Below are 15,535 nucleotides of genomic sequence, written 5' to 3'. Positions count from 1 at the left end.
TATGGATCTGCACTGTTATCTCGGCCGACGCCCGCCTGAGTATCCCGACACCCACGCCCTCGGCCATTGCCTGCGGGCGCTGGTCGAGGCCGGACTTGACCGTTTGCCCCTGCCTGCCAGCGGTCTGACGCTGGAGCGCTTTCAGCGCCTGGCCGAGGTCGGCGGGCATGACCTCGGCCTGTGCAAACTTTACGAAGGCCACACCGATGCATTGGCGATCATCGAGCAGTTGGGCGGTACGCCGACGCCAGGCAGCACGTGGGGCATGTGGGCGGCGGAGCCCCCGCAGGCGCGGGTCAGGGTCAACCCGTCCGGGCACATGGTCGCGCTGAACGGACGCAAGGCCTGGTGCTCCGGTGCCGCTGTGCTCAGCCATGCCCTGCTGACCGCGTGGGACGCCGATGACCAGCAACAACTGGTGGCGGTGGCGCTCGACCAACCCGGCGTGCGCGTCACCGATCAAGGCTGGCAAGCCGTGGGCATGGGCGCCACCGGCAGCGTCGAAGTGGTGTTCGATAACGCCGAAGGCCAGGCCATCGGCAAACCCGGCGACTACCTGCAACGCCCCGGTTTCTGGCAAGGCGGCATCGGTATTGCCGCGTGCTGGTATGGCGCCGCGCGGCAGATTGCCGAGCCGCTGCGCCAACACTGCGCACAACGTGAAGAAGCCCACGCCCTCGCCCATCTCGGTGCCGTCGACAGCGCCTTGCAGGCGGCGGCGGATGTCTTGCGTTATAGCGCGTTGCACATTGATGCGCATCCCGAAGACAACGCTGAACTGCTCGCCCGCCGCGCCCGCGCCGTGGTCGAACAATCCGCCGAACAAGTGATTCGCGAGGTCGGACGGGCGCTCGGTGCAGGGCCTTATTGCAAGGACCGGCACTTCGCGCGGTTGATCGCCGATCTGCCGGTGTTCCTGCGGCAAAGCCACGCCGAGCGCGACCTCGCCGGCCTGGGTCAATTGCTTGCCAGCCAATCCGCTGAGGTTTGGGCATTATGAAAACCGCTGAGAAAGCCAATCCCATCGTCGGTCAGGGCACCACCCTGCACCAGTGGCAAAACTCCCGACACCTGGCCGGGCTCGAGGTGGTGGACGTCCTTGCGCTGGTGCCACCCGGCGCCCGTGCGGTGATCATCGCGCCCCACCCCGACGATGAAGTGCTGGGCTGTGGCGGTTTGCTGCAAGTGCTCGCCGGTGCCGGACGTGCGCTGCAACTGATCTCGGTCACCGACGGCAGCGCCAGCCATCCGGGCTCCGCGCGATGGCCGGTGGAGCGTCTCAGCGTGATCCGCCCGCAGGAGTCCGCCGAAGCCCTGCGGCGGCTCGGCGTGCCGATGCACCGCATGAAATGGTTGCGCGGTGGATTCACCGACACCCAGGTCGCCGCAGAGGAATCGCGTCTGTGCGCATTCATCGAACAACATTTGCGCCCCGACGATGTGGTGTTCAGCACCTGGCGCGAAGACGGCCACTGTGACCATGAAGCCGTGGGCCGCGCCAGTGCGCAGGCCGCCCGGCGTGTCGGCGCGACCTGTCACGAACTGCCGGTATGGACCTGGCATTGGGCAACCCCCGAAGATGCATTGGTGCCTTGGCAACGGGCGCGCAAGGTGCTGCTGACGCCCGAGCAGGTCGCCCGCAAGCGGCACGCCGTGCACGCCTTTGCCAGTCAACTGGAAGACGACCCCGCCGCCGGCCTCGGGCCGGTGCTCGCGCCTTACGTGCTCGACCGCCTGCTGCAACCGTTCGAAGTCGTGTTTCTATGAGTGTCGAGGACCGCTATTTCGACGGCTTGTTCGCCGGCAATGATGACCCGTGGGCGTTCCGCCAGCGCTGGTACGAACAGCGCAAACGCGCGATCACCCTCGCTGCCCTGCCGCGCCCGCACTATCGTGCGATCTTCGAACCGGGCTGTGCCAATGGCGAACTGAGCGCCGAACTGGCAACCCGCTGTGATCGCTTGCTGTGCTGCGATACCGCCAGTGCGGCGGTGAACCTGGCGCGCACTCGCCTCGGCCTGTTTGACCACGCCGAAGTCCGGCAAAACCGCCTCCCGGAAGGCTGGCCGGAAGAAAAATTCGACCTGATTGTATTTAGCGAAATCGGCTACTACCTCGACCACCAGGATCTGACAGACGTGATCCGCCGGATCAGTAATTCCCTGACTGCCGACGGTCAACTGCTGGCCTGCCACTGGCGTCCGCCCATCGACGGCTGCCCGCTGAATGCCCGCGAGGTTCACGACCTGATTCACGATCACCTGCACCTGCCGCGCCTGGTTTTGCACCAGGAGGCGGATTTTCTTCTCGAAGTGTGGAGCCGCGAACCGCGTTCGGTGGCGGCGCTGGAGGGTCTGCGATGATCGGCATTCTGATTCCGGCGCACAACGAAGAAGCCTTGCTCGACGAATGCCTGAGCGCCGCGCTGCGGGCCGCCCGGCATGGTTTGCTCGCCGGTGAGCGGGTCGAAGTGCTGGTGGTGCTCGACAGTTGCACTGATCGCTCGACACAGATTGTCAGCGGCTATCCGGTGCAGAGTTTGAGCATCAATGCGCGCAACGTCGGTCAGGCCCGCGCTGCCGGCGCGCGGATTCTGCTCGAACGCGGCGCCCGCTGGATCTCCTGTACCGACGCCGACAGTCGTGTCGCCGATGACTGGCTGGTGGCGCAGCTTGGCTTGGGCGCGGACGCGGTGTGTGGCACAGTCACCGTCGAGCACTGGCATGAGTCATTCGATGAGGCGGCGCAAATAAGCTATCACCGGCACTATCAGGCCCGCGACGGCCATCGGCATATTCACGGCGCCAATCTCGGCATCAGCGCCGATGCCTATCGCTGGGCCGGAGGCTTTAAACCGCTGGCCTGCGACGAAGATGTGCAACTGGTGCGCGAACTTGAGCTGTCCGGCGCCAATATCGCCTGGAGCCATCGCCCGCAGGTCCACACCAGCGCTCGCTTCGACAGTCGCGCCCGTGGCGGTTTTGGTGACTTTCTGCGAAATCTGGCACAGCGCTGCAAAAAAAAACCGGATCAGATCGAACGCTGAGGCGACGAATTTCGTGACATGAGCAATACTCTGCAGCGCGGCAATCCAGGGTTCGGAGCGTCGCACGGCAATTACCCCGCCCTCACGGGTCGTTCGCGCCAGCCTGCAAGGCAGCGCCGCGACTGAGGGCCAGACTCAACAAGGACGTCTTCCCGATGAAGCCGCTATTTCACAACGACAGCAGCCAGACCGAACAGATCTGGAACCGCGCAGCGCAACTCGACAACATCCCTGTCATCGCCAGCCAGACACTGGTGCCACCCGGTGCCCGCGCCGTGGTCATCGCCCCGCATCCGGGCGATGAAGTAGTGACCTGCGGCGGCCTGCTGCAATTGCTCGCCAGCCTCGGCCATCCACTGCAATTGCTCTCGATCACCGACGGTAGCGCCAGTCATCCGGGCTCGCGGCAGTGGTCGGAAAAACGCCTCAGCGTGTTTCGCCCCCAGGAAAGCGTCGAAGCCCTGCGCCGCCTCGGTTTACCGATGCACAGCCTGAAATGGGTGCGCGGCGGTTTCACTGACAACGCGCTGTTCGATCAGGAGCGGCAACTTATCGAGTTCATCAGCCGTTATCTGCGCCCCGGTGACGTGGTGTTCAGCACCTGGTCCGAGGATGGCAACGATGACCATGAAGTGGTCGGACGGGCCAGCGCCAAAGCGGCCGAACTGGCGGGCGCGATCTATCACGACGTGCCCATGTGGGCCTGGCACTGGCCGGAGCGCGAGCAGAAGCTGATCCCTTGGCAGCGGGCGCGAAAACTGCGCCTCGACACCTGGACTGTGGCGCGCAAGAGCCACGCCACCCACGCCTACGCCAGCCAGCTCAAGGGCGAACCGGCCATCGGCCTCGCACCGATGCTGCCACCGGTGATTCTGGAGCGTATGCGGTTGCCTTATGAAATCGTCTTTCTCTGAAGCACTCCCTCCCCCCTGTGGGGGGGATTGGACGGAACTGGCGCCCCACCGCATCAGTCGCATGAAATAGGCAGTCAGGAATCAGAGGAGTGAACGTGCCCAGCGATCCAAAGCGTCATGTTGTCGACGCGCCAGTGATTCATCGTCTGCAGGTGCTGACGGTCAACACCCACAAGGGCTTCACCGCGCTCAATCGGCGCTTCATCCTTCCGGAGCTGCGCGAAGCGGTACGCAGCACCTCGGCCGATCTGGTGTTCTTGCAGGAAGTGGTCGGCGAACACGAACGTCATTCGAACCGCTACAACGAATGGCCGCAAACCTCGCAATACGAATTTCTCGCCGACAGCATGTGGAGCGATTTCGCCTACGGGCGCAACGCCGTCTACCCCGACGGTCACCACGGCAATGCGTTGCTGTCGAAATACCCGATCCGCGAATACCGCAACCTCGACGTGTCGATCACCGGCCCCGAGCGCCGAGGCCTGTTGCACTGTGTGCTGGAGGTTCCAGGCCACGCCGAAGTGCATGCGATTTGCGTGCACCTGAGCCTGCTCGAAAGCCATCGCCAATTGCAATTGCAGTTGCTCTGCCAGTTGCTCGAGTCGTTACCCGAAGATGCGCCGGTGATCATTGCTGGCGACTTCAACGATTGGCAACTGCAGGGCAACGTCGCCCTCGCCCGTCGTGACTACCTGCACGAAGCATTCGAGCGTCACCACGGTCGTCCGGCGAAGACCTATCCGGCGCGCTTTCCGCTGCTGCGGCTGGATCGCATCTACCTGCGCAATGCCAGTAGCCACGACCCGCGAATCCTCGGCAACAAGCCATGGACGCACCTGTCGGATCACCTGCCATTGGCGGTGGAAGTGCATTTGTAGCGGCGGTGATTCCGCACAACCATCCGACATGCCAAGCAGCAATATTGACAGTATTCACTTGCGTAGCCTGGTCCGAATTTCAGGCACCCGCGCCGGCAACAAGACCTTCTGTCGGCAATCGAGCCTCTCTAACACGGGGCTTGCGCAGCGTTTACCCCTACAAACAACCACTTAGTTATGTTCAGAAAAACAAACAGTTGCAAATCCTGTTTTACCACTACCGCTCATCGTTCAATTTCTTGACGGACGCCCGTCGCTCTTCTTATCTCTACCTTACTACCCCGGAATCACTGCCCGGGGCGAGCCTCCGGACACTCGCGAAATCGAGCGGCCAGGGTTCGCCCCGCTCCATTCGGTCGCCCCTCGCTCGGGGTAGGAGAGGCGCCACGTCGAGATGCCGCATGCGCCTGCAAGGTAGACCTCCATGAAAACTCCATTCACTCCATACGAGATCAAAGTCACATTCTGCACAGTATCGAGCTACCTCCTGCTGTGCTCATCCATGGAGACACAGGCCGGGCCTGCGGCGGATGAAGCCACCCCGTGGTACCGCGATGACGTCCCCGTCATGACCCTGCCCACCACCGTGATCACCCCCGCCCCACAGCGTTTCAGTCCACGTCCCGACCTGCAGGGCACACGTTTGATTACCCAAGACCTCGCGCCGTCAGCGTGGGATGAGTTGTACGGCAGAAGCTCGCGCCAGGCGCAGTCCGATGTGTTGTCCTCAGGCTTCGCCATCCCGGGCAGCGGCGACTTCAAGGGCCCCGCAGTGCTGACTCTGCAAAGCGGCAGCGGCCATACCCAGACCATCGGCCTGATCGGCGGGCTCAACCAGATTCAGGCCAATGGCAACGGCCTGCTCACCAGCCGCGCACAAGCCGACCCGACCACCGACACTCTCAATCTGCAAGGCCAGAGCGTCGGCGCCTATTACAGCCTGACGGGCGCCCAGGGCTGGCACGTCGATTTGTCGGCGAGCGGTGGCCGGGTCAGTGGCTTCAGCCGCAACGAGCGAGGCGCGCGCCAGGCCACCGAAGGCAGTGCGATGACCTTCTCGGTCGAGGGGGGTTACCCGATTGGCTTGAGCGAAAACTGGGTGGTGGAACCGCAAGCACAACTGATCAACCAACGCATCACCCTCGACACGCCGTACACCGGCTCCCGCAGTGCCTCATCGACCGAGCTCACGACCTGGAGCGGCCGCGTCGGTGCCCGCTTGAAAGGCAGTTATGACTTGAACGGCCTGCCGGTCGAACCCTACGTGCGCACCAACCTGTGGCACACGGTGTACACCGGCAACACGGTAACGCTGGATGAAGTCGACAAGATCAGCAGCAGTCGCAAATCATCGACGGTGGAGGTGGGATTGGGCCTGGTGGCGCGAGTGACGCCGGCGGTGAGCCTGTATGTGAGCGCCGATTACAGCAGTGATGTGGATGACAATGACCTGAATGGTCTGATCGGCAGCCTTGGGGTGCGGATGCGCTGGTGAGGGCTGCAGCGAAAATTGATGATGCCTGGACTGACGCCTTCGCGAGCAAGCCCGCTCCCACAGGGAAACTCATTCCCGATGTGGGAGCGGGCTTGCTCGCGAAGGCAGCGACGCGGTCCCGGATCAGCCCTCAGGCTTGAGAATCAGCACCGCCAGCGGCGGCAGATTCAGTTCCAGTGACAGCGACTGGCCATGGCTCGGCACCTCCTCGGTAAACGCCCCGCCGCCATTGCCATAGTTGGAGCCGGCATAGGTGTCGGCATCGCTGTTGAGCAACTCGGTCCAGCGCCCCGCAAACGGTACGCCGATCCGGTACGACTGGCGCGGCACCGGGGTGAAGTTGGCCACCACCAGCACTGGCTTACCGTCCTTGCTCCAACGCAGCCAGGCATAAACGCTGTTGATCGCGTCGTCGCCGATCAGCCACTGGAAGCCCTGCGGCGCGTCGTCCTGATCGTGCAGCGCCGGTTCTTCGCGATAGAGCCGGTTGAGATCGCCGACCAGTTTCTGCACGCCTTTGTGTTCCGAATATTGCAGCAGATACCAATCCAGTTGCTGGTCGTGATTCCACTCGCGCCACTGACCAAACTCGCAGCCCATGAACAACAATTTCTTGCCCGGATGGGTCCACATGAAGCTCAGGTAGGCACGCAGGTTGGCGAATTTCTGCCAGCGATCACCGGGCATCTTGTCGATCAGCGAATGCTTGCCGTGCACCACCTCGTCGTGGGAGATCGGCAGGATAAAGCGCTCCGACCAGGCGTAGACCAGACCAAAACTCAATTCGTTGTGATGGTGCGCGCGATACACCGGGTCCTGCTGGATGTAATGCAGCGAATCGTGCATCCAGCCCATGTTCCATTTATAGGCGAAGCCGAGGCCGCCCTGCTGGGTGCTCTGACTGACCCCCGGCCATGCGGTGGATTCCTCGGCGATGACCAAGGCGCCAGGCGCTTCCAGTTCGACCACGTCATTCAAGTGACGCAGGAAATCGATGGCCTCCAGGTTCTCGCGCCCGCCGTGACGGTTCGGCACCCATTCGCCGGCCTTGCGCGAATAGTCGCGATAGAGCATCGACGCCACCGCATCGACGCGCAGGCCATCGACGTGAAAATGCTTCAACCAGTGCAGCCCGGACGCCAGCATGTAGCCGTGCACTTCGGTGCGTCCGAGGTTGTAGATCAGCGTGTCCCAATCCTGATGAAAGCCTTCCAGCGGGTTGCCGTACTCGTACAGTGCGGTGCCGTCGAACTGCGCCATGCCGTGAGCATCGGTGGGAAAATGCGCGGGCACCCAGTCCAGGATCACGCCAATTTCGGCCCGGTGGCAGGCATCGACGAATTCGGCGAACTGCGCCGGCGAGCCGTACCGTGCGCTCGGCGCGAATTGCGAGAGCAACTGATAACCCCAGGAACCGCCGAACGGGTGTTCCATGATCGGCATCAGTTCGATGTGGGTAAAACCCAGTTCCTTGACGTAAGGAATCAACCGCTCGGCCAGTTCCGGCCAGGTGTACTGGCGGGACACTTCGCCCAGATCATCCAGCTCGCATTGCCACGAGCCGGCATGCAACTCATAGATCGACAGTGGTGCCGAATGCTTCTGACGCTCACGACGGCTGCTCATCCAGTCCTGATCCTGCCAGTCGATCTGCAGCGGCTCGGCGACTTTTGACGCGGTGTCCGGCGGCAGGCTCGTGGCCAGCGCCATCGGGTCCGCCTTGAGCGGCAGAATGCCGTGGGCGCCGAGGATTTCATACTTGTACAACTCGCCCGCCTGCAGGCGCGGAATGAACAATTCCCACACCCCGGAAGGATGGCGCAAACGCATCGGATGGCGACGCCCGTCCCAGACGTTGAAATCGCCGACCACCGACACCCGTCGGGCATTCGGCGCCCACACCGCGAAGCGCACACCGTCGACGCCGTCGATGGTTTTCAGTTGCGCGCCGAGGCAGGCACTGAGGTCGCGGTGATTGCCCTCGGCGAACAGATACAAATCCATTTCACCGAGCAACTGGCCAAAGCTGTAGGGATCCTCGGCGACCTGCTCGCCACCGGCCCAGCGGGTGCGCAACAGGTACGGTCGGGCGTGATCGAAATGGCCGACAAACAGCCCCGGGGTTTCAGTTTGCTCCAGCGGTCCGCGCTCTTCGCCGCTGTCTTTATCCAGCACCACCACACTCAACGCGCCAGGCAGATAGGCGCGGATAAACTGGCCGCCGGCGCCATCGCCGTGCGGGCCCAAAATGGAAAAAGGGTCCTGATGTTCAGCACGCACCAGGGCATCGATATCTGTCGCCGAGGGCAGCAATGCTTCTTTGACCTGACCCTGTTCCTTGTTCGAGAAACTCATGACTACTCTCCACCAAGATCGGAAAAGGGTTTAAGCCCCGTCAATAACCCATACAAACCGTGCAACGGCACGGGCAGCCACGTGGGGCGATTTTCGGCTTCATAGGCCACTTCATAGGCCGCCTTCTCCAGACCGAACAATGCCAGCGCAGCGTCGGCCCCTTCAGGATCTTGCCAGGCATGATCAAGACTAGCTGCCGCATGGCGATATGCCTGAACAAATGCCTCGCGGGCTTCACGCAGATACCGTTGGGCAACACGATGACGCGCCGCTTCGGACTCGGCGCTGTGATCGACGTTGTGCACGTTGATAGTCATCGCCGCCGCGTAGTCGAACGAGCGGAGCACCCCGCTGACGTCCTTGTACGGGCTGTGTTTGCCACGGCGTTCGCTCAGTGGCCGCGCCGGTTCACCCTCGAAGTCGATCAGATAGGCATCGCCCTTGATCACCAATACCTGGCCCAAATGCAGATCGCCGTGGACGCGAATACGTAAACCGCCGACGGCTTTTTTCGCCTGATCCTGCACGTGGGCGAGAATGGTTTTCTTCTCGTCGACCAGCCTCTTCACCAGTTTCTGATCCGCCGCACTGAGTTCGCCTTGATGCTGCTTGAGCAACTTCAACGCGTGTTCGACCTGGGCTGCGACATCCTTGCCCGTCGCTTGCATGTCCTTGGCCGTCGACACCTGCGGGGCGAAGTCGACATTCTCCGTGGGCGCGGCGAGCACCTTGTGCATCTCGCCCAGACGCTGACCCAGCATGCCGGCAAAATCCTTCAGCTCGCCCAGTGCGTTGTAATGCTGTTCCTGCTCGGACATGGCATCGGCCAGTTCATCGCGCAGCGCCCGTTCGAGGTTGTTCTGCGTCCACTCCCAGGCGTCGCCCTGATTGCTCAGATAACCTTGGGCGATCATCAGCAGATTGTCTTCGCCCTGGGCATCGCGGCGAATCACCGAACCGAGCAGCGGAGAGATATTGGCAAATCCGGCCTCGGTCAGGTAAGCGCTCATCTCCAGTTCCGGGTGTACGCCAGAAGCGACTTTGCGTATCAGCTTGAGCACCAGGCTGTTGCCGATCACCACCGAACTGTTCGATTGCTCGGCGGACAGGTAACGCACTTCCGACTCGGCGCCAAGACCGAGTTGTTGCAGATGCGGCGTCGGTGCAAAACGGATTTCACCCTCGCTCGACTCCAGCACAGTGTTGTTCTGCATGCCTTGCAGCACCGCACGAACAAATGTTTCAAGGCTGAACGCGTCCGTGATCAAGCCAACCTGTCGCACTCGGCGTACACGGGACAAGGCCAATTGCTGCGGCAGCGCCGGGCCGACCTGGTCTTCGGAAATAAAGCCGAACGGCAGTTGATAGCGACTGGTCTGCCCAGCGCTGGTGACTTCGATTTCGCTGAGCAACACCGGATGCTGGGCGTCGCCAAAGCGCACGCCATACGCCAGGTGCACCTTGTCGATGGCCGCGTCCTTGCCGGCAAACCAGCGCCGGTTCTGCAGCCAGCTCGGCAGGATGCTTTGCTCCAGCGTCGGGCGCGACGGTGCTTCGAGCAGTTCTTCCATGCGTTTTTTCAGTACCAGCGTGGTGAAGTCCGGCAGGCTTTGCGCCGGCTCCACGTGCCAGCTCGGCATCTGGTTCTCTGCGGCCAGGGCGAACCAGTAGAAGCCGTAAGGCGCCAGGGTCAGGAGGAAATTCAACTGGCCAATCGGCGGGAAGGCATTCCCGCCGAGCATCTCCACCGGCACCATGCCGACGTAAGCTGAGAGGTCCAGTTCGACCGCCTGCGCACTGCGCGAAACGTTGGCCACGCAGAGAATGATTTCGTGTTTGCCGTCGGCATCGGTGTATTCGCGGGTGTAGGCCAGCACGCGACGGTTGTTCGGCGACAGCATTTTCAACGTGCCACGCCCGAACGCCTTGGACTGTTTGCGCACCGCGAGCAGGCGCCGGGTCCAATTGAGCAGCGAATGCGGGTCGCCGGACTGGGTTTCCACATTGACCGACAAATAGCCGTACTGCGGGTCCATGATCGGCGGCAGCACCAAGCTGGCCGGATCGGCGCGGGAGAAACCACCGTTGCGGTCAATCGACCACTGCATCGGCGTGCGCACGCCATCGCGGTCGCCCAGATAGATGTTGTCGCCCATGCCGATTTCATCGCCGTAATACAGGGTCGGCGTGCCAGGCATCGACAGCAGCAGGCTGTTGAGCAACTCCACCCGCCGACGGTCGCGCTCCATCAGCGGAGCCAGACGTCGACGAATGCCAAGGTTGATCCGCGCACGACGGTCAGCGGCGTAGTAATTCCACAGGTAGTCGCGCTCCTTGTCGGTGACCATTTCCAGCGTCAGTTCATCGTGGTTGCGCAGGAAGATCGCCCATTGGCAATTGGCAGGAATTTCCGGGGTCTGACGCAGAATGTCGGTGATCGGGAAACGATCTTCCTGGGCCAGCGCCATGTACATGCGCGGCATCAACGGGAAGTGGAACGCCATGTGACATTCGTCGCCATTGAGGCCTTCGGCATCGGTGTCGCCAAAATACAACTGCGTGTCTTCCGGCCATTGATTGGCCTCGGCGAGCAGCATGCGGTCGGGGTAATTGGCATCGATTTCGGCGCGGATCTGCTTGAGGACGTCGTGGGTCTCGGGCAGGTTTTCGTTGTTGGTGCCGTCGCGCTCGATCAGGTACGGAATCGCGTCGAGGCGCAGACCGTCTATGCCCATGTCGAGCCAGTAGCGCATCACCGACAGCACGGCTTTCATCACTTGCGGGTTGTCGAAATTGAGGTCGGGCTGGTGCGAATAGAAACGGTGCCAGAAGTACTGGCCCGCCACCGGGTCCCAGGTCCAGTTGGACTTTTCCGTGTCGAGAAAAATGATCCGCGTGCCGTCGTATTTCTGGTCGTCATCCGACCACACATAGAAGTCCCGCGCCGCCGAGCCGGGCTTGGCCTTGCGCGCACGCTGGAACCACGGGTGCTGGTCGGAGGTGTGGTTGATGACCAGCTCGGTAATCACCCGCAAGCCACGCTTGTGCGCCTCGGCGATGAAGCGCTTGGCGTCGGCCATGGTCCCGTAATCGCTGTGCACGCCACGGTATTCGGCAATGTCGTAGCCATCGTCGCGCCGTGGCGACGGGTAGAACGGCAACAGCCAGATGGTGTTGACGCCGAGGTCGGCGATGTAATCAAGCTTGGCGATCAGGCCGGGAAAGTCGCCGATCCCGTCATTGTTGGAGTCGAAAAACGATTTGACGTGAACCTGGTAAATCACCGCATCCTTGTACCAGAGCGGGTCTTTGATAAAGGTGGCTGCCTTGGGTTTCTTCGCCATGTGAAACTCCTGTCCGATTCTAGAAAAGCCGCGAGCCGATCACCTGACTCCAACTCAATAAAGCAACCTGTGGGAGCGAGCCCGCTCGCGAATGCGGGTCAACCGTCAGTAAAAATGTCGTCTGCGAAATTGCTCTCGCGAGCAAACTCGCTCCCCCCAGGGAATGTGTGTTCAGGCAGTGATTCGCCAGATGCCGAACGGCTGGTACGCCGGGTCAATGCGCATGTACTGGTATTTGCCATGCCAGTCCCAGCGATGCCCGTTCATCAAGTCCTCGCCGTGGGTGGTGGCGTCGTCGGGCAGGCCCATTTCCCACAGCGGCAGCTCGAAATTCGCTTCCTGCACGTTGTGCGGATCAAGGTTGACCGCCACCAGAATGAAATTGCTGCCATCCGCGCTGCGTTTGCCGAAATACAGAATGTTGTCATTCCAGGCGTTGTAGACCTTCAGGCCCAAATGCGTGTGCAGCGCCGGGTTTTGCCGGCGGATACGGTTGAGCTGGGCGATTTCGGCAATGATGTTGCCCGGCGCGGTGAAATCGCGAACGCGGATCTCGTACTTCTCCGAATCAAGGTATTCCTCCTTGCCTGGCACCGGCGCCGATTCGCACAGTTCGAACCCGGAATACATGCCCCAAAGACCCGACCCCATCGTCGCCAGCGCGGCGCGAATGAGAAAACCCGGACGTCCGGATTCATGCAGAAACGCCGGGTTGATGTCCGGCGTATTGACGAAGAAATTCGGCCGGTAGCACTCGCGCCACGGCGACTGATTCAGTTCAGTGAAGTAGGCGGCCAGTTCGGCCTTGGTGTTGCGCCAGGTGAAATAGGTGTAACTCTGGGTGTAACCGACCTTGCCCAGACGCGCCATCATTGCCGGCGTGGTGAAGGCTTCGGCGAGGAAGATCACTTCAGGATGCAGCGTGCGCACGTCGGCGATCAGCCACTGCCAGAACGGCAGCGGTTTGGTGTGCGGATTGTCGACGCGAAAGATCTTCACGCCTTCATTGACCCAGCCGACGACGATGTCGCGCAACTCGACCCACAGGCTCGGAATCGCATCCGGGGCATAAAAATCGACGTTGACGATGTCCTGGTATTTCTTCGGCGGGTTTTCCGCGTATTTGATGGTGCCGTCCGGCCGCCAGTTGAACCAGCCCGGATGCTGCTTGAGCCACGGGTGATCCTGAGAGCACTGGATGGCGAAATCGAGAGCGATTTCCAGGCCATGATCGGCGGCAGCGGCCACCAGCCGGCGGAAGTCCTCGCGGGTGCCGAGCTGCGAGTGGATCGCCTCATGCCCGCCCTCCTCGCTGCCGATGGCATAAGGGCTGCCGGGGTCGTCCGGCCCCGCCGTCAGCGAATTGTTGCGACCCTTGCGATGAGCCCGACCAATCGGATGGATTGGCGTGAAATACAGCACGTCGAAGCCCATGTCCTGAATCATCGGCAACCGCGAATGCACGTCATTGAAGGTGCCGTGACGGTGGGGATCATCGGTGATCGAGCGCGGAAACAGCTCGTACCAACTGGCGAATTCCGCCAGTTCGCGCTCGACGTCCACGGGGAAATCCGCGCTTACGCTCAGATAGGCACGGTGATCGGCCTGGGCCATCAGTTCTGCACTGCGCGAGTGCAGGAACAACGCAACCTGCTCGGTTTCGAGCAGACCGGACAATTCATGATGCAACGCGGCGAGCTGCTCGCTCAGTTCGCCTTCACTGCGCTCGGCGGCTTGCTGCACCATCGTGCGGCCTTCCTGCAATTCCAGCGATACCGGCACCGCCGCGTTGTGCTTTTTCTCCAGCTCATACTGAAAACTGGCGAAGTGGTCGATCCACGCTTCGATGCAATACAGGTAACGGCCCTGTTCCTGCGGGCGGAACCCGCCTTTCCAGCCGTTATTGCCCTGGTCGGTCATCACCTCGCTTTGCCAGCTTTCATCACCTTCTGCGCGCCAGCGAATGTGCACGGCGAGCTTGTCGTGACCGTCGGCAAACACTTTGCTGGTGACAATGACTTCGCGCCCGACAATCGACTTCACGGCAAACTGGCCGCCGTCGAGGCTCGGCATGGTGTTTTCAATGACGATGCGCGGCAACAGCAAGGCCTGCGACAGTGGCATGTGCGGGTTGTAACTCTGCTCGGAAGGTTTTTCAGCAGTCATTGAGCATCTCTCCTTAACGCCCCAAGGACGCTCTAGTGCCGGATCAGTGTTCGCAGCGAAGCACCTGCTCCGGAATGAACTCACTTAGGTTCCGAGCGACCTGCCCGGGGAAAAGTTCAGATGAAATTGCCGTGTCAGAAAAGCGGATCGAATTCGCCATGAGGTGGTCAATCCACTTAAGCACTTCTCACGCCATGTGCCACACGGAGGTCCTCAGATGAATATCCCGATCCCGGCCGAAACGCCTGATCCGAACATCGACAAGCCCACGCTGCCCGAGACTGAGCCGCAACCGGTTCCCGAGCAGGAACCGCCGGGCACCACGCCGCCGCCCAAGGAAGAACCGCCGTCGACGATGCCACCCGTCATTGTCTGACTGGCGATGACTGATCGTTACCACGCTTGTGTGGGAACGATCAGTCAGTGGTCATCAGTCTTCTGCTCATCTTGTTCGAAAAGCTTCACGATCCGAGGCATCACGCTGAAAATGCCCAGCGCCAGCACGGTACTGAGCAGCGCCGTCGCTTCCCTGCCCAACCCGACCGCAACACCAATGGCCGCCGTCATCCACAGCCCGGCAGCCGTGGTCAGGCCTTTGACATCGCCTTCATCGCCTTCCTTGTTTTTCAGGATGGTCCCGGCACCGAGAAAGCCGATCCCGGCAATCACCCCTTGCAACACGCGACTCATCGCATCCGATTCCGCTCCCGACGTCTGCGGCACCAGCACAAACATCGCCGCGCCGAGCGCAACGAGCATGTGCGTGCGCACTCCGGCAGCCTTGCCTTTGTGCTCGCGCTCGAAGCCGAGAATCCCGCCGAGTACCGCCGCCATCAGCAGGCGCACGGTAATGCGCGTCATTTGCGAGGCATCGCCAATGTCGGCAAATTCCGCCTGCAGGGTTGCCCACACTTCATTCCACCACGCGTTCATCGTGCAGTCCCTGTTATTGGCTCGATAGACGATGGACAGCGGCGACCATTAATCAGTTGCGCAGAACGTTCAGCGCGGCACGCGCCCTAACCTTGCAGACTCCCCTGAAAAAAGGACTGCTCCGATGCCTCTTCGAATCGATGAATCCAACCCCGAACAAAAAGTGTGTTTTTTCACCGTCGAAAATGGCGAGGAAATCCGCATCTGCGACACCCTCGAAGTCAGGACCGATAGCGAAAAATCCATGTCGTTCGTTGAAATAGAAGGCCGCCGCGTTTACATCACCGAATCCGAAGCTGACGCATTGACCGTCGCGGGTGCCCGGGACGGTCGCAGGCACCTGAAGGCTGACGAGAGTGATTCGGTGATTTGACTGACCCTGATCAACACTGCGCGCAAACGTC

General features: G+C 61.5%; 13 protein-coding genes. 9 read left to right on the top strand and 4 right to left on the bottom strand.

Annotated features, from left to right (window positions below):
* Nucleotide 1 precedes the first annotated feature (1 nt).
* The 7 genes from AACY19_RS18160 (at nt 2) to AACY19_RS18130 (ending at nt 6,333) form a co-directional block, all read left to right on the top strand.
* Nucleotides 2-1,000 carry an acyl-CoA dehydrogenase family protein gene (locus AACY19_RS18160; RefSeq protein ID WP_339452535.1) on the top strand — a complete coding sequence of 333 codons (999 nt, stop codon included), beginning with the start codon at nt 2-4 and terminating at the stop codon, nt 998-1,000.
* A complete protein-coding gene (locus AACY19_RS18155) occupies nt 997-1,767 on the top strand; it encodes a PIG-L deacetylase family protein (RefSeq protein WP_339452533.1) in 771 nt (256 codons plus the stop codon). Before AACY19_RS18160 ends, AACY19_RS18155 begins: the two co-directional genes overlap by 4 nt.
* The gene (locus tag AACY19_RS18150) at nt 1,764-2,363 is read left to right on the top strand and encodes an SAM-dependent methyltransferase (RefSeq protein ID WP_339452531.1); all 600 of its coding nucleotides are present in this window, start codon (nt 1,764-1,766) and stop codon (nt 2,361-2,363) included. The genes AACY19_RS18155 and AACY19_RS18150 overlap by 4 nt, the downstream gene beginning before the upstream one ends.
* Nucleotides 2,360-3,046: a glycosyltransferase gene (locus AACY19_RS18145; RefSeq protein WP_339452529.1), complete on the top strand. Its 687-nt coding sequence runs from the start codon at nt 2,360-2,362 to the stop codon at nt 3,044-3,046. The genes AACY19_RS18150 and AACY19_RS18145 overlap by 4 nt, the downstream gene beginning before the upstream one ends.
* A gap of 155 nt (nt 3,047-3,201) precedes the next feature.
* Nucleotides 3,202-3,960 carry a PIG-L deacetylase family protein gene (locus AACY19_RS18140; RefSeq protein ID WP_339452527.1) on the top strand — a complete coding sequence of 253 codons (759 nt, stop codon included), beginning with the start codon at nt 3,202-3,204 and terminating at the stop codon, nt 3,958-3,960.
* A 95-nt stretch (nt 3,961-4,055) separates the two neighbouring features.
* Entirely contained in the window at nt 4,056-4,838 is a 783-nt protein-coding gene (locus AACY19_RS18135) for an endonuclease/exonuclease/phosphatase family protein (protein WP_339452525.1), read from the top strand.
* A 424-nt stretch (nt 4,839-5,262) separates the two neighbouring features.
* The gene (locus tag AACY19_RS18130; protein WP_339452523.1) at nt 5,263-6,333 is read left to right on the top strand and encodes an autotransporter outer membrane beta-barrel domain-containing protein; all 1,071 of its coding nucleotides are present in this window, start codon (nt 5,263-5,265) and stop codon (nt 6,331-6,333) included.
* Between the two features lie 123 nt (nt 6,334-6,456).
* Here the strand turns inward: AACY19_RS18130 and glgB are convergent, their stop codons facing one another.
* The 3 genes from glgB to AACY19_RS18115 form a co-directional block, all read right to left on the bottom strand.
* Entirely contained in the window at nt 6,457-8,688 is a 2,232-nt protein-coding gene (glgB, locus tag AACY19_RS18125) for a 1,4-alpha-glucan branching protein GlgB (protein ID WP_339452521.1), read from the bottom strand.
* 2 nt (nt 8,689-8,690) lie between these two features.
* Nucleotides 8,691-12,032 carry a maltose alpha-D-glucosyltransferase gene (treS, locus tag AACY19_RS18120; RefSeq protein WP_339452519.1) on the bottom strand — a complete coding sequence of 1,114 codons (3,342 nt, stop codon included), beginning with the start codon at nt 12,030-12,032 and terminating at the stop codon, nt 8,691-8,693.
* A gap of 171 nt (nt 12,033-12,203) precedes the next feature.
* Nucleotides 12,204-14,198 (bottom strand): alpha-1,4-glucan--maltose-1-phosphate maltosyltransferase, encoded by a 1,995-nt coding sequence (locus tag AACY19_RS18115; protein WP_339452517.1) that lies wholly within the window; start codon nt 14,196-14,198, stop codon nt 12,204-12,206.
* A gap of 217 nt (nt 14,199-14,415) precedes the next feature.
* Between AACY19_RS18115 and AACY19_RS18110 the strand changes: the two genes are divergently transcribed.
* Complete coding sequence (locus tag AACY19_RS18110) at nt 14,416-14,574, top strand: hypothetical protein (protein WP_164979430.1); 159 nt, start codon at nt 14,416-14,418, stop codon at nt 14,572-14,574.
* Nucleotides 14,575-14,618: 44 nt separating this feature from the next.
* Here AACY19_RS18110 and AACY19_RS18105 read toward each other — a convergent pair whose 3' ends face one another.
* A complete protein-coding gene (locus AACY19_RS18105) occupies nt 14,619-15,131 on the bottom strand; it encodes an MgtC/SapB family protein (protein ID WP_339452513.1) in 513 nt (170 codons plus the stop codon).
* Between the two features lie 124 nt (nt 15,132-15,255).
* Between AACY19_RS18105 and AACY19_RS18100 the strand changes: the two genes are divergently transcribed.
* Nucleotides 15,256-15,504 carry a DUF3203 family protein gene (locus AACY19_RS18100; RefSeq protein WP_339452511.1) on the top strand — a complete coding sequence of 83 codons (249 nt, stop codon included), beginning with the start codon at nt 15,256-15,258 and terminating at the stop codon, nt 15,502-15,504.
* The last annotated feature ends 31 nt before the right edge of the window (nt 15,505-15,535 follow it).

The sequence above is a fragment of the Pseudomonas sp. EA_5y_Pfl2_R50 genome (assembly GCF_963970475.1).
Taxonomy (GTDB): domain Bacteria; phylum Pseudomonadota; class Gammaproteobacteria; order Pseudomonadales; family Pseudomonadaceae; genus Aquipseudomonas.
Note: the sequence above shows the minus strand (reverse complement) of the source record. Positions and strands in the feature narration are given on the sequence as shown.